The following is a 17,592-nucleotide window of genomic DNA, read 5'->3' as shown; positions in this document are numbered from 1 at the left end:
GGTAAAGAAAGCCTGAGCGGCTTTCCAGCTGCCCCAAATATCCCGGGGGGAGCGACGAAGTCGCGAGCGAGGGGCAGCGCTCCTCGATCCCGTCGCCTCAGCGCGTCGGCACCGGCTCCTCACCGCGATAGTCGTAGAAGCCGCGCCCGGTCTTGCGGCCGAGCCAGCCGGCTTCGACGTATTTCGTCAGAAGCGGGCAGGGGCGGTACTTGGTGTCGGCCAGCCCGTCATGCAGCACGTTCATGATCGCGAGGCAGGTGTCGAGCCCGATGAAATCGGCCAGCTCCAGTGGCCCCATCGGATGGTTCGCGCCGAGCTTCATCGACTCGTCGATCGAGCGCACGTTCCCGACGCCTTCATAGAGCGTATAGACTGCCTCGTTGATCATCGGCATCAGGATGCGGTTCACGATGAAGGCCGGGAAATCTTCGGCAGACGCGGCGGTCTTGCCGAGTTTTTCGACGACCTCGTGCAGCGTCTTGTAGGTCTCCTGATCGGTCGCAATGCCGCGGATCAGTTCGACCAACTGCATCACCGGCACCGGGTTCATGAAGTGGAAGCCCATGAACTTCTCGGGGCGGTCGGTGCGCGAGGCAAGCCGGGTGATCGAGATCGACGAGGTGTTCGAGGTCAGGATCGTCGTCGGCTTGAGATGCGGCAGCAGGTCTTCGAAGATCGCCTGCTTGACGGTCTCGCGCTCGGTTGCGGCCTCGATGACCAGATCGGTCGGGCCCAGTTCGCTCAGTTTCGTGGTCGTGGTGATCCGCTTCAGCGCGGTGTTCTTCTCGTCTTCCGAGATTTTCCCGCGCGACACCTGCCGATCGAGGTTCTTGGTGATCGTGGCGATCGCCTTCGTCAGCGCCTCGTCGCTGATGTCGTTCAGCAGAACGTCATATCCGGCCAGCGCGAAGACATGGGCGATCCCGTTGCCCATCTGCCCTGCACCCACGATGCCCACTTTCTCGATCGCCATAATTTTCCCTCTCACGCTTTGCGCCCTGACCATAGTTCTCCGCTCGGTCCATGCAAGCGAAACGCAGGGCTGAGATCATTTTAACATTAGCTGTTTCGCAAGACTTCGGGCGCATTCTGGCCTCGGGCGAGTCGAACACAGACTGAGGTGGGAAAATGGCTTTCGAATATACGGGCGATGGCGCCCTCGATTACTTTCCGTGCAGATACGGGAAATCCAAACTGCTGTTCCGCGGGCCGCGCCGTGCGCTGCAAGGCGATTTCATCGCCGCGATGGGCGGGACGGAGACCTATGGCAAGTTCGTGGAGCTTCCTTGGCCCGCGCTGCTCGAGGCGCGGCTGGAGATGCCGGTGGTGAATTTCGGCTATCTGAATGCCGGTGTCGACGTGTTCCTGCACGAGCCGCAACTGGCCGCCGCATCGGATGCCGCGAAGGTCACGGTGATCCAGTTGCTTGGCGCGCAGAATATGTCGAACCGCTTCTATGCGGTGCATCCGCGGCGCAATGACCGGTTCCTGCGCGCGTCGAGCCTGATGCGCTCGATCTTCCGCGGCGTGGACTTCACGGAGTTCAATTTCACGCGTCACATGCTGAGCGCATTGAAAGAACGCGAGCCCGAGAAATTCACGCTGCTCGAGGCCGAATTGCAGGAGGCGTGGCTGCAGCGGATGACCGCGCTTCTGGCCAAGATCAAGGGGCGCAAGCTGCTGCTGTGGCTCGGGGCGTTCAACGACTCCGCCCGGAGCGACGATCTTGGGCCCGAGCCGTTGATGGTCACCGAACCCATGGTGGAGGCGCTGCGCTCGCTCGTGTCGGACGTGGTCCGGGTCAAGCCTTCGGCGGCGGCACGTAGCGCGGGCACGGCGGGGATGCACTTCACGCCGCTTGAGGAACCAGCCGCGGAAATGGTGCCGGGGCCGCTGGTGCATGAGGAGATCGCAGCGGCGCTCGCGTCTGCTCTGAAGCCATTGCTCTAACAGGAAAGGGCGGGGGATTTCCCCGCCCTTTCGATTTGGTTCCACTATCGCGGGGGGCAGCGCCCCTTCCGCGGATCAGAGCTTTTCGGTCAGCGCCGGAACGGCGTCGAAGAGGTCCGCGACCAGGCCGTAATCGGCGACCTGGAAGATCGGTGCTTCTTCGTCCTTGTTGATCGCGACGATGATCTTCGAGTCCTTCATGCCGGCGAGGTGCTGGATAGCCCCCGAGATGCCGCAGGCGATGTAGAGCTCGGGCGCCACGACCTTGCCAGTCTGACCGACCTGCCAGTCGTTCGGCGCGAAGCCCGAGTCGACGGCGGCGCGCGAGGCACCCACAGCCGCGCCGAGCTTGTCGGCCAGCGCTTCGATCACCTTGAAGTCCTCTTCCGAGCCGACGCCACGGCCGCCCGAGACGACGATCTTCGCCGAGGTCAGCTCCGGACGATCGCTCTCGGCGACCTTGTCCTCGATCCAGCTCGACAGAGCGGGCGCGTCCGACATGGCGACGGTCTCGACCGAAGCCGAACCGCCTTCGCCGGCGGCGTCGAAGGTCGAGGTGCGGAAGGTGATGACCTTCTTCTCGTCCTTCGATTTCACGGTCTGGATCGCGTTGCCCGCGTAGATCGGGCGCTCGAACGTGTCGGCATCGACGACGCCGGAGACATCCGAGATCACCATCACGTCGAGAAGGGCTGCGACACGCGGCATCACGTTCTTCGCATCGGTCGTGGCAGGCGCCACGATATGCGAGTAATCGCCCGCGAGCGACACGATCAGCGCGGCGGTCGGCTCCGCCAGACGGTGGCTCAGCGACGGGTCCTCGGCCACGAGCACCTTCGCGACACCGTCGATCTTGGCGGCGGCTTCACCGGCCGCGGCAGCAGAGGCACCCGCGCAGAGCACGGTCACATCGCCCAGCGATTTTGCGGCGGAGACGGCCTTGGCGGTCGCGTCGACCGACAGTTCGCCATCATTCACTTCACCCAGCAGCAGAACGGCCATCACACGACCCCCTTCTCTTTGAGTTTCGCAACCAGCGTGTCGACATCCGGCACCATTTCGCCAGCCTGACGCGCTTCGGGCTCGGTGACCTTCACCACTTCGAGACGCGGCGAGACGTCGACGCCGTAATCCTCGGCGGTTTTCTCGTCGAGCGGCTTCTTCTTCGCCTTCATGATGTTCGGCAGCGACGCGTAGCGCGGCTCGTTGAGGCGCAGGTCGGTGGTGACGATCGCGGGCAGCTTGACCTCGATGGTCTGCAGACCGCCGTCGACTTCGCGGGTTACCTTCGCGGCCTCGCCCTCGACCACGACTTCCGAGGCGAAGGTCGCCTGACCCCAGCCCAGAAGTGCGGCCAGCATCTGGCCGGTCGCGTTCATGTCGTTGTCGATCGCCTGCTTGCCGAGGATCACCATGCCGGGCTGCTCTTCCTCGACGACCTTGGCGAGGATCTTGGCGACGGCCAGCGGCTCGATATCGGTCTGCACATCATCGGCGGCGACCACGAGGATCGCACGGTCCGCACCCATCGCGAGCGCGGTGCGCAGCGTTTCCTGCGCCTGCTTCACGCCGATGGAGACCGCGACGATCTCTTCGACGGCGCCCTTCTCCTTCAGACGGATCGCCTCTTCGACAGCGATTTCGTCGAACGGGTTCATCGACATTTTGACATTGGCGAGATCGACACCGCTTCCGTCCGCTTTCACGCGAGCTTTCACGTTATAGTCGATCACGCGTTTGACGGGTACCAGGACCTTCATGCGTGTCTCCCTTGTCTGGTCCGCCAAATTGCGGCGAACGGATTCATTCGGCAATTTTGTTACAAGAGCACGGGGCGAAGGGACAGGGGGAAAACGCCTCGTTTTGGCCCTGAAACGTCACGTCTTTTCGACTGTTTGCGCTAGCGGTCGGGGCCCATTGCCGTTGCGTCGCCCCGGTACCGTCTCGCCGATGGCAAAAAGGCCGCCCCGGGGGGCGGCCTTTCCTTGATTTGGCTTTCCGGCTGCGAGCTCAGTCCTGGCGCCGCTCACCGGCGATCCGCGCGTCGTTCTGCATCTCGAGCCACATCGCGTTGGCGACGGCGACCAGAGCGGCCAGCGGAAGTCCGAGAATCCATGCGAAGTACCACATCTGTCTGTCTCCTTAATAAGCTGTATGGCTGTCGCGCTCGACATCTGCGACCGTCACCTTGCCCCACAGAACCTTATAGACCCATGCGGTATAGGCGAGGATGAGCGGCATGAAGATCAACGCGGCGATGAGCATGATGAAGAGCGTCTGGTGGGAGGACGAGGCGTCCCAGACCGTCAGCGAGGCGTCGGGCATTTTCGAGCTCGGCAGGATGAAGGGGAACATCGTCAGGCCGACCGAGGAGATCACGCCGAAGATGCCAAGTTTCGACCACAGCAGCGTCGAGACTTCGCGGCCGGCGCGCAGCCCCCGCACCGCCATGGCGATCCCCGCGAGGCCGAGGATCGGCGCCATCGCGATCCACGGGCGGTCCGCATAGGCCTGCATCCAGCTCCCGCCATGCTCGACCGTCGAGAAAAGCGGGTTGGAGGGGCCATTCGCCGGCACGACCGAGGTGACGTGGTAGCCCTTGATCCCGAAGGCGAGCCAGATGCCAGCGACGATATAGGCAACGAAGGCCACCATGCCCGCAACAGAGCCGATCTCGGTCGCGCGGACCTTCACCGCGCCTTCGGTCTTCACCGAGAGCCACGCCGCGCCATGCATCATCAGCATCGACAGCGACACCACGCCTGCAAGCAGCGCGTAGGGGTTCAGAAGGCCCAGCAGCTTCATGATGAAGTTGCCCGGATAGAGCGGCATCAGCATGTCGTTGAGCTCGAAGGGCACGCCTTGCAGAACGTTGCCCACGGCCACGCCGAAGATCAGTGCCGGAACCGCGCCGCCCACGAAGAGCGCCCAGTCCCAGCCATTGCGCCACGCAGCCGAGTCGCGCTTCGAGCGATACTTGAAGCCGACCGGGCGCAGGATCAGCGCCGCGAGCACGAGGAACATCGCGAGGTAGAACCCCGAGAAGCTTACCGCATAGAGGGGTGGCCAGGCCGCGAAGATCGCGCCCCCGCCGAGGATGAACCAAACCTGGTTGCCTTCCCAGACCGGGCCGATCGTGTTGATCGCCACGCGGCGCTCGCTATCGGTCTTGCCGACGAAGGGCAGCAGTGCGCCCACGCCCATGTCGAAGCCGTCGGTCAGCGCGAAGCCGATCAGCAGGACGCCCAGCAGCAGCCACCAGATGACGCGTAGAACGTCGAGGGGGATAAGTTCATAGAGGATCATTGGTTCTTACTCCGCAGGCATGGTGACAGGGTTGCCGCCGCGACCGGACAGGCGATCGTCATGTCGTTGCAGCCACTCCTGGGTGACCTCGACATCCTGATACGGGCCTTTCTTGATGTATTTGAGCATCAGGCCCATCTCGACGATGAAGAGCACGGTATAGAAGGCGACGAAGCCCAGCAGCGTGAACAGCAGGTCGCCCACCGAGAGGTGGCTGACCGAAAGCGCCGTAGGCAGCACGCCGTCGACCGTCCAGGGCTGGCGTCCGAACTCGGCGGTGAACCAGCCCAGTTCCGCGGCGATCCAAGGGGCGGGGATGACGATCACGGCCAGACGCAGCGCCCAGCGGGGATAGTTCATGCCCTTCCAGTTCGAGACGACGAAGAAGTAGACCATCAGCGCGATGAAGGAGAAACCTAGCGCAACCATCAGGCGGAAGGACCAGAAGATCGGCCAGACCGTTGGGACCGTGTCGTTCGCGGCCTTCTTGATCTGCGCGTCGGTCGCTTGACGCGGATCGTCCACGTAGCGTTTGAGCAGGTAGGCGTAACCGAGATCGCCGACGTTCTTGTTGAATTCCGCGGTGACGTCAGCGGGGACATCCCCCTTCGCTTCGCGAATTTTCAGCAGATCATTATAGGCGACGATGCCGTTGCGGATCCGCTCCTCGGAGCCTTTGACGAGATCGTCGATCCCGGTGATCTGCTCGGTCAGCGAGCGGGTACCGATCAGCCCCATCACCCACGGGATATGGATCGCGTATTTCGTTTCGCGCGCTTGCTGGTCGGGAATGCCGAAGAGCGTGAAGGAGGCGGGGGCCGGTTCGGTCTCCCACATGGCTTCCATCGCGGCGAGTTTCATCTTCTGGTTATGCGTCGTCTCGTAGCCCGACTCGTCGCCGAGGATCACAACCGACAGCGCCGAGGCGAGGCCGAACGCAGCGGCGACCGCGATGGAGCGGCGTGCCAGTTCGAGGTGACGCCCCTTGAGCATGTACCAGCTCGACACGCCCATCACGAAGACGGCCGCTGTGACGTAGCCGGCGGAGACCGTGTGCACGAACTTGGCCTGGGCCACCGGGTTGAACACGACATCGAAGAAGGAGGTCATTTCCATCCGCATCGTCAGCGGGTTGAACGCCGCCCCGACCGGGTTCTGCATCCAGCCGTTCGCGATCAGGATCCACAAAGCAGAGAAGTTCGAGCCGATGGCGACGAGCCACGTGACGACCATGTGCTTGACCGGGCTCAGCTTCTCCCATCCGAAGAACATCAACCCGACGAAAGTCGCTTCCATGAAGAAGGCCATCAGGCCCTCGATCGCGAGCGGTGCGCCGAAAATGTCGCCGACGTAATGCGAGTAATAGCTCCAGTTCATGCCGAACTGGAATTCCATCGTGAGGCCCGTGGCCACGCCCAGCACGAAGTTAATGCCGAACAGCGTGGCCCAGAACTTGGTCATTTGCCGCCAGACGGGGCGGTTGGTCATCACATAGACCGTCTCCATGATCGCCACGATGATCGACAGACCAAGCGTCAGCGGCACGAAGAGGAAGTGATACATCGCTGTCATGGCAAATTGCAGCCGTGACAGCTCGACGATCCCGAAATCCATTCTCGTTCTCCGTTTCCCTACTTGCATCCGGCGCGGTGAAAAGCCGGATTCTCCGGAAATGTTTTTCCTGGATGCAGGTTATGAGGAGGCGGTCGGCGCGCGACTTTGAGCCAAATCAAATTGACGATGTGTCGCACGCGGACGTGAACAGAGGTGAACGGGAATATGTCTCGTGATTTTAGGGACTTATCGTCGCAGGTCGTGCGTCATTTCAGCGCGATCGTGGCCGTGGCGGCGCTCTGGTCGGGCTGGCGGTGAGAGACCAGAACGAAGCCAGCCTCGGGCAGAAGCGCCCGTAATCCGGCCAGCGTCGCGGCGGCGGTTTGGGCGTCGAGTCCCTCTGTCGGTTCGTCCAGCAGAAGGATGTCGGGCCGGCGCAGTGCCGCACGGGCCAGCGCCAATCGTTTCGCCTGCCCGCCGGACAATCCCGTGCCGCCTTCGCCAAGCCGTGCTTCGAGCCCGCCGCGCGCCACGATCACTTCATCCAGCGCCACGGCGCGCAGCGCGGCCCATGCCGCATCATCATCGAGTTGCGTTCCGGGAGGCAGGGCGAGCGCGAGATTCTCGGCAATAGTGCCGCCGATCAACTGGCTGCGCTGCGGCACCATTGTGAGGACATCGCGCAGGTCTCCCTCCGGCCAGTCGGCCAGCGCGCGGCCCATCGCCGTGATCTCGCCACCGGACGGCTTGAGAAGGCCGGACAGCACGGCGAGTGCGGTGGATTTCCCCGCGCCCGAAGGCCCGGCAAGCATCACGGTCTGACCGCGCGCGAGGGTGAAGGTCAGATCGGAAAAGAGCGGCGCGGCGCTCTTGGCGCGGGTGAAGGCAACTTGGCGCGCCTCGAGCAGCGGGGCGTCCATATCGGTGGGGGCGTGGCCGTCGGGCTGGGCGCGTGTGGGCGTATCGGTCAGCTCCATGACCCGCGCGCCCGCCTCCTGCATGCGTCCAATCTCGGCCATGCCTCGGCGCAGCAGCATCAGCGACTCGGCCAGTGCCAGCGCGACGAACAGGCCCACGGCGGCGCGCGCGGGCGTGATCTGCCCGGCCAGCGCCATCTGTCCGGCGATCGCCAGGGCGGCCGCCCCGGCAAGCGCGGTGGTGGCGAAAATCACCGCCCCCACCCGGCGGTCGAGCGCCTCGAGATTGCGCCGCGCGAGCGCTTCGGCCTCGACCTCGGCCAGGGTCTGCGCAGTTGCGGCCTCCAGCTGTCCGGCCACGGCCAGATCGGCTCGCGCGCGCATCGTCTCCAGCGCGCGGCGGCGAATGTTCTGCAGTGCCGTTTCGGCGGCGCGGGCATCGTGGCGGGCGGCTCGGGCGACCCAGATCAGGCCGAGCCCACCGCCCAGCAGGTAGATCAGGAAGACCGCGAGCCCGATCGGCAGCCCTTCGAGCCACCCCAGCATCAGAAGCGCCGCGATCTGGACCATGCCGCCTGCAAGGAAGGGGATGACCAGCCGCAGCAATACGCCATCAAGCGCATCCACGTCCGAGGTGATCCGGTTCAGCGCCTGCGCACCGCGCAGCCGCGCCTGTTCCTCATGCGGACGGCGCGAGACGCCATCCATCAGGTCGATGCGCAGCTTCGCCAACGCGCGCAGTGTGGCGTCATGGGTCAGTAGCCGCTCGCCATAGCGCGAGACCGCGCGGCTGAGCGCGAGACCGCGGACACCTGCCGAGGGGGTGAAGAAATTGAAGTTTAGGCCCATCCCCGCGATCCCGGCCAGCGCGGAGGCGGTGATGAACCAGCCTGACAGGCCGAGCAGCGCCGCCCCCATCGCGAGCACGAGGAACGACAGCGCGAGGCCCCTACTGAAGGCCCATTTCTGATCGCTGATCAGGCGAGCGGTGAGGGTCAGAAGCGTTCTCATGCTGCGCCCTCCAAGTCGATCTGACGGTCCATCGCGGCAACGAGGGCAGGGTCGTGGCTTGCGACGATCAAGGTCGTGCCCTGCGTTCGTAACGCCAGAAGAGCCGCGATGACTTTCGCGCCCGTCTCGGCATCGAGATCGGCGGTCGGTTCGTCGGCCAACACTATCGGGCGGCCCGCGTAATGGGCCCGCGCGATCAGCAGACGCCGCGCCTCGCCGCCCGAGACGCCGCCGCCCATATCGCCCAGCCGGGCGTCGAGCCCGCCGGGAAGGCCCGCGACGACCTCGGTGGCCTGCGCGGCGTCGAGCGCTGCATCGAGGTCGCCGGGACGGTTCAGCGTGATCAGTTCGCGCAGGCTCGCATCGGCGAAGCGCGGGCTTTGAGGAATCCAGCCGAAGGCTGCGCGCCAGTCATCGGCGTTTTCCTCTGTCAGGGAGGTATCGCCCAGCGTGATCTTCCCCGCCTCGGGATGGATCAGACCGACCAGCGCGGTCAGAAGCGTCGTCTTGCCTGCGCCCGACGGTCCTGTGATCGCGACCGCCTCGCCCCGGGCGATGTCGCCATCGGGCAGGGGGAGCGGAGCGGCGGCCTCGCCGGGGCGGATTTGCAGCCCGTGCCAACGCAGCGCGCCAAGCGTCGGTGCCGTGCCTTCGCCTCCAGTGCCCATCAGCGTGTTGGCCTTGGCGATGGCAGTTTCGGTCGTCTCCAACTCGGAGGCTACGGCGAGCGCAGCGGCCCGGTCATGCCATGCCGCAGCGAGATCGCGCAGCGGCTGGAAAAACTCGGGCGCGATCATCAGCAGGAAAATCCCCTCGGCCGGGGTCATCTTGCTGCCCCATGTGCCGAAATTCATCCACCCGATCAGCGAGAAGCCGACATAGACCGCGACCAGGGCCACGCCGATCGCGGCGAACAGTTCCAGAAGCGTCGAGGAGAGGAAGGCAACCCGCAGAACCGCCATCGTGCGGACGCGCAGGTCTTCGGATTTGGTTTCCAGATCGGCGCGCGAGCGGGCCTCCGCGCCCAGAAGTCGCAGATCGGTGATCGCGGCGATCCGATCGATCAGCAGCCGGTTGAGCGAACCGATTTCGACCATCTGCTTTTCCGAGGCGTCCTGCGCGGCCATGCCGACAAGCGCCATGAAGATCGGGATCAGCGGCCCGGCGATCAGCAGGATTCCCGCGACCGCCCAACTTTGCGTGGCAGCGAGCAGGATGAAGGCGAGGGGGATGATCCGGGCGCGCAGGAAGGCGGGCTGATAGCGCGTGGCCCATGGGCCTAGCGCGCCGAGCTTCTCCGCGGACAGCGAAGCCAGTTCCGCAGGCGACAGCGCGGCGGCCCCGCTAGCCTGACGCAGCGCCTTTCGGATCAGCTTCTCGCGGCTCTCACGCAGCACCACCTCGGCGGCATCGGCCGAGAGCTTCTGCGAAATCCAGTCGAGGACGATCCGCACGAGCGCCAGCACCACGAAGCCTGCAGCCCCGGCGAGCGGCGAGAGCGACGGGCTCACCCCCGGTGCGACCAGGTCGCCAAGTACCAAACCGATCAGAGCGGCCTGCGCGGGCCAGATAAGGGCCGAGGCCACACCGAGCCACCCGGCGAGCTTCAACTTGCCCGCGACGGGCTGAGCGATGCGGGTCAGAACGGCTTTCGGCTTCGGCGCTTCGGTCGTGGCGTCTGTCATACGGGTTTTGGGGGCTTTTCCTCTTTCGCGCTTGGCTGTCGAGATAGCCGGGCAGAGGGGCTGCGACAATGGAGTGCGACAATCCGCGCTTGTCACGTCTGCGGTACGAACCTTCATGCCGACATGAAAAAACCGTTCGGATGAGGGTCCGAACGGTTTTCGAGGTTACCTGTGGCGGGGCCTTAGCAGGGCGCGATGTACTCGCGGCCATACGAGTCACGATAGCGGCACTGACCCGGCTGGTTGGCTTTACCGATCAGGGCGCCGGCAACGGTGCCGACTGCGCCGCCGATCGCGGCGTTTTGAACGCGGTCGCCATCATCCGAAACGGCAGCGCCGATCGCGGCACCGGCAACACCGCCGGTCGCGGCAGCGCGGTCCTGTTGCGACATCTGGCAGCCTGCGACGGCAACGGTGGCGCTGAGCGGCAGGATCAGGAACATCTTCTTCATGGTACGTGTCTCCCTTCTGTGTCTTCGGACATCCAACGTCGCCCCTCTCCGGGCAGTTCCAAGTTTTTCTTAATTAGTTTTGAGCATCTATTCTGGAGCCGTGATGACCCAGCGGCTTGACATGCGCGGTCATTCGGGGGTCAAGCAAAGAAAGACATCTCGAGACATACGACAGAAAGACCCGCCTATGAGTTCGACCGCCTGGCGCGTTCCCCTGATCGGAGCGCTTTTCCTTTTCGCATTGAGCGCGGTGGTGTTGATGATCATGCGCCCGCTGATGGCGATCGACGAGACGCGCTATGTCACCGTCGCCTGGGAAATGTGGCAGGGTGGCTCCAAGCTGGTGCCGCATCTCAACGGGGCGATCTATTCCGACAAGCCGCCGCTTCTGTTCTGGCTCATCAATATCGTCTGGAGCGTGACGGGCCCCAGCGAATGGGCGGCGCGGCTGGTGGCGCCCGCCTTCGGGCTGCTGTCGGTCGGACTGGTCGCGATGCTCGCGCGCAAGCTCTGGCCGGAGGAACCGGAGCGCGCCGGACTCGCCGCACTGATCCTTGGGACGAGCGGCGTGTTTCTGCTCTTCGGCTCGACAACGATGTTCGACACGATGCTCACGGCGGCGACGCTGACGGGAATGCTCGCAGTCTGGGCGATGCGCGACACGGAGCGCTTCGCCCCGGTGATCGGGCTTGGCATCGCGCTTGCCTTCGGCGTCTTCGCCAAGGGGCCGGTGATCCTGGTGCATGTGCTGCCGACCGCGCTTTTGATGCCGCTTTGGGCGACCGGGGCGGAGCGGCCCGCTCTCAAGCAGTGGTATGCGCGGATCGGAATCGGTTTTCTGATCGGTTTCGGCATCGTCCTGCTATGGCTCGGCCCCGCGATCATCTTCGGCGGTGCGGAATATCGCGAGCAGATTCTGTGGAAGCAGAGCGCCGGGCGGATGGTGGAAAGCTTCGCCCATGGTCGCCCCGTCTGGTTCTTCGTGGCGTTGCTGCCGTTCTTCCTCTGGCCGTGGGGCTGGAGCCGCGCGGGGCTGGCTACGTTCAGGCCGTCGCGGCTCTGGGAGGATGCGGGCACGCGCATGGTGACGGTCTGGTTCGTCGCCGCCTTCGTCGCCTTCTCGCTGATCTCGGGCAAGCAGGCGCATTACCTTGTGCCGGAAATGCCCGCGCTGGCGCTGATCCTGTCGGGATTGCTGCCCACGGCGGAGCGCCGGATGCGCTGGCTGCGCCTGCTGTGGCTTCTGCCCGGCGTGGCGACAGCGATTGCTGCGGCTTCGGTGCATTTCGGGGCGTTCCCCGAACTGCCCGAGGGCACCGGATCGTGGCTCTTCGTGATCGCTGGCGTGGCGATGCTCGTGGGCGGCGCGCTAATCGTGCTGAAAGCGCGGCAGGGCTGGTTCGCCGAAGCCTTCGTCGCGCCGCTGGTGCTGATCGCCATTCAGATCATGGTCTGGCCGATCCTCTGGAAAGTCTACGATCCGGCACCGATCGCGAGCCTGATCGCTTCGCATTCGGAAAATGGCGTGGCCACCACCGATCGCGGCTATGCAGGGCAGTTCTCCTTCGTCGCGCGGCTCGAGAACCCGGTGACGGTGCTTGGCAACAGCGCCGATCTCGGGCGCTGGATGGCGGCGCATCCCGACGGGCTGGTTCTCGCAGCGAATCCGATCGAGGGCGTCGACGGTCTGAGCCAGATCGCCGAGCGGCATTTCCGGCAAAACGACTGGCGGCTCTATCAGGTCGCGGAGGCGATTGCGCCGTCTGCTTCGGATGCTGCGGCCACGCCCACCAGTGCGAACTGACACTTCAAACTAAAGACACGCCCGAAGCGGATGCTCCGGGCGTGCCTTCAAACCGATAGACTGCAAGTATTACGACTTGGTCTTCTCGGTGGGCCGCTCATCGAGAGTGACGGAGAGCGTGAGCGGCTTGTTCGCGCGCAGCAGCGAGAGCTGCACTTCGGTTCCCGGCTCGTCGGACCCGATCGCACGGGTCAGATCGCGGGGGGCTTTCATCGGCTTGCCATCCACGCCGACGATGATGTCGCCGCGCTTCAGACCAGCTTTCTTCGCGGGCGTGTCGGGCGACACGTCGGCTACGAGCACACCTTCCGGTTGGTCGAGCCCCAGCGCCGCGGCGATGTCCTCGCTGACCGGCTGGATCTGCACGCCGAGGAAGCCGCGCTTCACCGTGCCATTGTCCTGCAGGTCGGCGACGACGCTCTTGATGGTGTCGGAGGGCACCGAGAAACCGATCCCGACGGAACCGCCAGTGGGCGACAGGATCGCGGTGTTCATGCCGATCACCTGGCCTTGGTCGTCAAAGAGCGGGCCACCCGAGTTGCCTTTGTTGATGGCTGCGTCGGTCTGGATGTAGTTATCGAAGGGGCCCGATTTCAAGTCGCGACCTTTGGCCGAGACGATGCCGGTCGACACGGAGGTGCCGAGGCCGAACGGGTTGCCGATCGCCACGACCGGCTCGCCGACCTGCGCGGCCTGACTGTCGCCGAAGCCCACGGTGTCGAGGTCCTTGTTGGTATCGACCTTGATCAGCGCGATGTCGGTGGCCTTGTCTTCGCCGATCACTTTCGCATCCGCGGTTGAGCCGTCGGAGAAGGTGACCTTCACGCTCTCGGCGCCGTCGACGACGTGGGCGTTGGTGACGATATGGCCGTCTTTCTGGATGATGAAGCCAGTGCCGAGACCGGTGATCTCAGGACGCTGCATCGGCTGCCCCTGACCGTTGGGGCCCATGTCGGGCATGCCGAAACGACGCTGGAAGAACTCGAAGGGGAAATCCTGAGGCATCCCCATCTGGGCCATTTCCTGATCGTTGGCCTGCTTCTTGATCTCGATGGTGACCACGGCGGGCATCACCTTCTTCACCAGGTCGACGGTGTTGGTGAAAGTTTCGGCCGCGGCCACGTTCGGGACCAGTGCCAGACCGCTCGTCGCCACGGCGCCGGCGCCGAGCATGGCGGTGGTGGCGAGGGTGCGCAGCAGGGGAGCTTTGCGAATGTCCTGCATGTTTCTCTCCTTTTTGACAGGTATGCACCCTATGTGAGGGCCTAGCCTGTCAGGGACTCTGCGGGAAGATTGCAGAGTTGTTATTCTTTTCACCTTTAGGGGAGGGGTGCGTGACTTGTGCGGTGTCATCGGCCACATATGTCGCGAACCGAGAAAGCGAGTGCGATGAAACTGCTGTTGATCGAAGACGACGCGACCACCGCCGATTACGTTCTGCGTGGCCTGCGCGAAGAGGGCCACACGGTCGACCATCTCGCGAATGGCCGCGACGGGCTGACCCAGGCGCTGGGCGGCAGCTACGACGTGATGATCATCGACCGGATGCTGCCGGAGCTGGACGGTCTCTCGATCACCCGCGCGATCCGGGCCGCGAAGGTCACGACGCCGATCATCTTCCTCACCGCGATCGGCGGCGTGGACGACCGGATCGAGGGGCTCAACGCGGGTGCCGACGATTATCTCGTGAAACCATTTGCCTTCGGCGAGTTGTCGGCGCGGCTCGCGGCGCTGGCGCGTCGCCCGCAAGCGCAGTCGGAGCAGGTAATGCTGGAGGCGGGCGATCTGAAGATGGACCTGATCGCGCGCAAGGTGACGCGCGGCGGACAGGAGATCGACCTTCTGCCGCGCGAATTCTCGCTGCTGGAATTCCTTCTGCGTCGCAAGGGGCGGGTGCAAACCCGGACGATGCTGCTGGAGGGCGTGTGGGATCTGAATTTCGATCCGCAGACCAATGTGGTGGAGACGCATATTTCGCGGCTCCGGAACAAGGTCGACAAGCCGTTCGACCGTGATCTCATCCACACCGTGCGCGGCGCGGGCTACCGGATCGAGGGCTGATGAAGGCACGTCTGAATCGCGCGGAAATCCTTGCATCGACGCCGCTGCGACAGGCGCTCGGGCTGATGGGGATCGTCTTTGCGATCCTGCTGGTGACGCTGGGCTTCGCCTATGTCGCGCTGCGCTCCTCGACCGAGGAATCGATCCGCGCCGATCTAAAGCAGCAGACGGCGGTGTTTCAGGTTGCCGCCAACCCCGAGACGCTCTCTGTGATCGTGTCGGCGGAGGCGCGGGCGTCCGATCCGTCAGAGCGCGCCATCGCCTTCGTGATGTCGGACGGGCGGCAGGTCGGCAATGTCCGGGTCACCCACGAGGGCGACAGCTGGGTCATCTCGCGTCATCCCGAATATGCGCCGCTATCGAAACATGGATATTTCACGCTGACCATGCCGCTTGCGGGCGGCTTGCTGGTGATCGGCGAAAGTCGCGCGCCGATTGCGGAACTGACCTCGACCTTCCTCGCGATTCTCGTCTTCTCCTTCGTACCCTCGCTTCTGGTCTCTGCCGCCTATGGTGCGTGGGTCGGGATGCGGGCGCGCAAACGGGTGAGCGCGATCGAGAACACGCTGGACGATCTTACAGAGGGGCGGCTCGAGGCGCGGGTGCCGCGCGACGAGGTGAAGGCGCGGCGCGGCGATGACCTCGCACGGATCGGGGCGCGGCTTAACGTGATGGCCGAGACGCAGGAGGCGACGGTTGCGGCGCTGCGTCAGGTCTCCGCCGATATCGCGCATGACCTGAAGACGCCGATGCAGCGGATTTCGGTGCTACTCTCGGAGCTGCAAGAGGCCTTGCCCGAGGACACGCCGCCCCGCGCTCTGGCCGAGCAGGCAGGCACCGAGGCCGAGCGCGCGGTCGCCGTGTTCCACTCGTTGCTGCGGATCGCCCAAATCGAGGGCGGCAGCCCGAAGGCACGTTTCGCGACGGTCGATCTGGGCGCGCTCGCCGCCGATATCACCGAGCTTTACGAGGCCAGCGCCGAAGAGGCGGGCGGTTCGCTGACCCTGCAGCGGCCAGACGCGCCGCTCATCGTGCAGGGCGATCGGGGGCTCCTGGGACAGATGCTGTCGAACCTGATCGAGAACGCGATCCGCCATGGCGGGCCTGCGCCGAAGATCGCGGTGAGCCTGTCTCGCGAGCGCGGTGCAATCACGCTCAGCGTCGCAGATCATGGTCCCGGCATTCCCGAGGCCGAGCGCGAGAAGGTTCTGCGCAGGCTCTATCGGCTGGAACGCTCTCGCACGACGCCGGGCAACGGGCTGGGCCTTGCGCTGGTTCATGCGGTGGCGGGGTTGCATGAGGCGGAGCTGGAGCTGTCCGACAACAATCCGGGTCTGATCGTGTCGCTGCGCTTCGTTGGGTCCGCTCAGTCGGCCTGATCGGGCAGATCGATCTCGGTCAGGAAACGCAGGCTCAGCGGCAGGGTCGCGGCCCCCAGCGCGCGCGCATCGGGCCCCACCTGACCCTCGCGCACGATCGGAACGCCCGCGCCCGAGAGGTTGATCTTCGCCAGTTCCGCTTCGGTCGCGGCGACGAGCCGCGCGCGCAGATCGTCGGGCATCCAGCCGTCGATTACGATCGCATCGAGGTCGCACAGCGCCGCCGAGGACGCGGCGACAGTCGCGAGGCCCCGCGCCGCTTTCGCGAGCCAGTCGTCGACGATGTCTTCGGGAAGATCCCACTCATCGCGCCGCTCCCAGAGGAAACTCGCATCGAGCCCGCGCTCCGTCATCGCGGCTTCGATGACCGACAGCGAGGCCACGTCGAGCAACTGGCACTGGCCGCCGTGACCGTCGGGCACCGGCATCGAGGCAAGCGCGCCCGCATTGTTGTTGGGGCCGGTCACAAGCGAGCCGCTCATCACCAGCCCGCCACCTACGAAGAAGCCCACGAACGCATAGAGGAAATCGTCGGGCAATGTCTGATCGCCCAGCAAAAGCTCTGCCGAACAGGCGGCAGAGGCATCGTTTTCCAGCACCACGGGAAACGGATAGAGTGCCTCCAGTTCGGCGCGGATATCGCGTTCGCGCCAATCGGCCATCGCGCTTTCCTCGAGCCCGAGCGCCACGCCCCAATCCCACATCCTGAACGGCGCCCCGATGCCGAGGCCGGCGATGCGCTCGCGCTTCGAGGCAGGGAGTTCTGCCACCATCCGGGCGATCGCGTCGATGGCGAAGGCTATCGTGTCAGCCGCCGTGGGGTAGTCGTGGCGCGCGACACGGCGCGAGACCGGGGTGCCCATCATGTCGATCAGGATCACCTCGGTCCGGCGACGCCCGACCTTCAGGCCAAGAAAATAAGCCCCCTCGGGGTTCAGGCGCATCGGCACGGTGGGCTGGCCCACCTTGCCGCGCACCGGGTCGCAGCGCAGCAGGAAGCCTTCATCCTCAAGCGCGCGCATGATGACCGACACTGTCTGCGCCGAGAGCCCCGTGAGCCGTGCGATCTCGGATTTCGCCAAGGCGCCGCGACGGCGAATCAGCGACATCACGAGCCGCTCGTTGCGGTTGCGCATCGCGGAGTGATCCGAGCCGATCTTCCCCGCTCCGGTCTTGATCAATTCCATCACGCGGTGGGCCAAAATTCATTCTCCGAGGCTGCTCGCGCATAAACTACGCCTTGTATTTATCGGCTTCCAGAGGCTCTTCTGTCAATTAATAAATCCATTTGATTTATCTATTGACGAGTCGGCCCGTGTTCGCACATGATTTACCTCGAAGCCGATCGGAGGACGGCTGGACATGTTTCTGGGAGGAGACCTGACATGAAGAAGAGAACCGCGATTCTGGGAGCGACGGCGCTTGGTCTGATGGCGACCGGGGCCTGGGCGGAGACGACCGCCTGCCTGATCA

15 protein-coding genes are annotated in these 17,592 nt (G+C 64.6%); 4 read left to right on the top strand and 11 right to left on the bottom strand.

Annotated features, from left to right (window positions below):
* Window positions 1-97 precede the first annotated feature (97 nt).
* Entirely contained in the window at window positions 98-973 is an 876-nt protein-coding gene (locus tag B6V76_RS16530; RefSeq protein ID WP_075776870.1) for a 3-hydroxybutyryl-CoA dehydrogenase, read from the bottom strand.
* Between the two features lie 155 nt (window positions 974-1,128).
* Between B6V76_RS16530 and B6V76_RS16525 the strand changes: the two genes are divergently transcribed.
* Entirely contained in the window at window positions 1,129-1,950 is an 822-nt protein-coding gene (locus B6V76_RS16525) for a DUF6473 family protein (RefSeq protein ID WP_088727965.1), read from the top strand.
* A 75-nt stretch (window positions 1,951-2,025) separates the two neighbouring features.
* On the opposite strand, the gene B6V76_RS16520 is transcribed toward B6V76_RS16525, so the two are convergent.
* The 8 genes from B6V76_RS16520 to B6V76_RS16485 form a co-directional block, all read right to left on the bottom strand.
* On the bottom strand, window positions 2,026-2,952 hold the full coding sequence (locus B6V76_RS16520) for an electron transfer flavoprotein subunit alpha/FixB family protein (RefSeq protein ID WP_078542565.1): 927 nt from the start codon (window positions 2,950-2,952) through the stop codon (window positions 2,026-2,028).
* Entirely contained in the window at window positions 2,952-3,710 is a 759-nt protein-coding gene (locus tag B6V76_RS16515; RefSeq protein WP_075776873.1) for an electron transfer flavoprotein subunit beta/FixA family protein, read from the bottom strand. Before B6V76_RS16515 ends, B6V76_RS16520 begins: the two co-directional genes overlap by 1 nt.
* Before the next feature lie 250 nt (window positions 3,711-3,960).
* The gene (gene cydX, locus B6V76_RS16510; RefSeq protein WP_075776874.1) at window positions 3,961-4,080 is read right to left on the bottom strand and encodes a cytochrome bd-I oxidase subunit CydX; all 120 of its coding nucleotides are present in this window, start codon (window positions 4,078-4,080) and stop codon (window positions 3,961-3,963) included.
* 12 nt (window positions 4,081-4,092) lie between these two features.
* A complete protein-coding gene (gene cydB / locus B6V76_RS16505; protein ID WP_088727964.1) occupies window positions 4,093-5,256 on the bottom strand; it encodes a cytochrome d ubiquinol oxidase subunit II in 1,164 nt (387 codons plus the stop codon).
* A gap of 6 nt (window positions 5,257-5,262) precedes the next feature.
* A complete protein-coding gene (locus B6V76_RS16500; RefSeq protein WP_075776876.1) occupies window positions 5,263-6,870 on the bottom strand; it encodes a cytochrome ubiquinol oxidase subunit I in 1,608 nt (535 codons plus the stop codon).
* 206 nt (window positions 6,871-7,076) lie between these two features.
* Window positions 7,077-8,738 carry a thiol reductant ABC exporter subunit CydC gene (gene cydC / locus B6V76_RS16495; protein WP_088727963.1) on the bottom strand — a complete coding sequence of 554 codons (1,662 nt, stop codon included), beginning with the start codon at window positions 8,736-8,738 and terminating at the stop codon, window positions 7,077-7,079.
* Complete coding sequence (gene cydD, locus B6V76_RS16490) at window positions 8,735-10,423, bottom strand: thiol reductant ABC exporter subunit CydD (RefSeq protein ID WP_088727962.1); 1,689 nt, start codon at window positions 10,421-10,423, stop codon at window positions 8,735-8,737. Before cydD ends, cydC begins: the two co-directional genes overlap by 4 nt.
* Before the next feature lie 182 nt (window positions 10,424-10,605).
* Window positions 10,606-10,875, bottom strand: a complete 270-nt coding sequence (locus B6V76_RS16485; protein WP_075776878.1) for a YMGG-like glycine zipper-containing protein — start codon at window positions 10,873-10,875, stop codon at window positions 10,606-10,608.
* A gap of 187 nt (window positions 10,876-11,062) precedes the next feature.
* Here B6V76_RS16485 and B6V76_RS16480 point away from each other — a divergent pair, with 187 nt between their 5' ends.
* Window positions 11,063-12,679 carry a glycosyltransferase family 39 protein gene (locus B6V76_RS16480; protein WP_166504617.1) on the top strand — a complete coding sequence of 539 codons (1,617 nt, stop codon included), beginning with the start codon at window positions 11,063-11,065 and terminating at the stop codon, window positions 12,677-12,679.
* A gap of 69 nt (window positions 12,680-12,748) precedes the next feature.
* Here the strand turns inward: B6V76_RS16480 and B6V76_RS16475 are convergent, their stop codons facing one another.
* The gene (locus B6V76_RS16475) at window positions 12,749-13,903 is read right to left on the bottom strand and encodes a Do family serine endopeptidase (protein ID WP_075776880.1); all 1,155 of its coding nucleotides are present in this window, start codon (window positions 13,901-13,903) and stop codon (window positions 12,749-12,751) included.
* Between the two features lie 165 nt (window positions 13,904-14,068).
* On the opposite strand from B6V76_RS16475, the gene B6V76_RS16470 reads away from it, so the two are divergent.
* Window positions 14,069-14,740, top strand: a complete 672-nt coding sequence (locus B6V76_RS16470) for a response regulator transcription factor (protein WP_075776881.1) — start codon at window positions 14,069-14,071, stop codon at window positions 14,738-14,740.
* Window positions 14,740-16,119, top strand: a complete 1,380-nt coding sequence (locus tag B6V76_RS16465) for a HAMP domain-containing sensor histidine kinase (RefSeq protein WP_088727960.1) — start codon at window positions 14,740-14,742, stop codon at window positions 16,117-16,119. The genes B6V76_RS16470 and B6V76_RS16465 overlap by 1 nt, the downstream gene beginning before the upstream one ends.
* On the opposite strand, the gene B6V76_RS16460 is transcribed toward B6V76_RS16465, so the two are convergent.
* On the bottom strand, window positions 16,107-17,321 hold the full coding sequence (locus tag B6V76_RS16460) for an ROK family transcriptional regulator (protein ID WP_341865716.1): 1,215 nt from the start codon (window positions 17,319-17,321) through the stop codon (window positions 16,107-16,109). The genes B6V76_RS16465 and B6V76_RS16460 overlap by 13 nt on opposite strands.
* Between the last annotated feature and the right edge of the window lie 271 nt (window positions 17,322-17,592).

The organism is Thioclava sp. IC9 (assembly GCF_002213225.1).
In the GTDB taxonomy this organism is placed as follows: Bacteria; Pseudomonadota; Alphaproteobacteria; order Rhodobacterales; family Rhodobacteraceae; genus Thioclava; species Thioclava nitratireducens.
The sequence above is the reverse complement of the archived record's forward strand: the minus strand, read 5'-3'. Positions and strand labels throughout refer to the sequence as shown.

Excerpts from the sequence above, each read along its gene's own strand:
- cydX (WP_075776874.1), bottom strand. The coding sequence starts at position 4,080 with ATGTGGTACTTCGCATGGATTCTCGGACTTCCGCTGGCCGCTCTGGTC.
- cydB (WP_088727964.1), bottom strand. The coding sequence starts at position 5,256 with ATGATCCTCTATGAACTTATCCCCCTCGACGTTCTACGCGTCATCTGG.
- B6V76_RS16515 (WP_075776873.1), bottom strand. The coding sequence starts at position 3,710 with ATGAAGGTCCTGGTACCCGTCAAACGCGTGATCGACTATAACGTGAAA.
- B6V76_RS16470 (WP_075776881.1), top strand. The coding sequence starts at position 14,069 with ATGAAACTGCTGTTGATCGAAGACGACGCGACCACCGCCGATTACGTT.
- B6V76_RS16475 (WP_075776880.1), bottom strand. The coding sequence starts at position 13,903 with ATGCAGGACATTCGCAAAGCTCCCCTGCTGCGCACCCTCGCCACCACC.
- cydD (WP_088727962.1), bottom strand. The coding sequence starts at position 10,423 with ATGACAGACGCCACGACCGAAGCGCCGAAGCCGAAAGCCGTTCTGACC.
- B6V76_RS16525 (WP_088727965.1), top strand. The coding sequence starts at position 1,129 with ATGGCTTTCGAATATACGGGCGATGGCGCCCTCGATTACTTTCCGTGC.
- B6V76_RS16520 (WP_078542565.1), bottom strand. The coding sequence starts at position 2,952 with ATGGCCGTTCTGCTGCTGGGTGAAGTGAATGATGGCGAACTGTCGGTC.
- B6V76_RS16465 (WP_088727960.1), top strand. The coding sequence starts at position 14,740 with ATGAAGGCACGTCTGAATCGCGCGGAAATCCTTGCATCGACGCCGCTG.
- B6V76_RS16480 (WP_166504617.1), top strand. The coding sequence starts at position 11,063 with ATGAGTTCGACCGCCTGGCGCGTTCCCCTGATCGGAGCGCTTTTCCTT.
- cydC (WP_088727963.1), bottom strand. The coding sequence starts at position 8,738 with ATGAGAACGCTTCTGACCCTCACCGCTCGCCTGATCAGCGATCAGAAA.
- B6V76_RS16485 (WP_075776878.1), bottom strand. The coding sequence starts at position 10,875 with ATGAAGAAGATGTTCCTGATCCTGCCGCTCAGCGCCACCGTTGCCGTC.
- B6V76_RS16500 (WP_075776876.1), bottom strand. The coding sequence starts at position 6,870 with ATGGATTTCGGGATCGTCGAGCTGTCACGGCTGCAATTTGCCATGACA.
- B6V76_RS16530 (WP_075776870.1), bottom strand. The coding sequence starts at position 973 with ATGGCGATCGAGAAAGTGGGCATCGTGGGTGCAGGGCAGATGGGCAAC.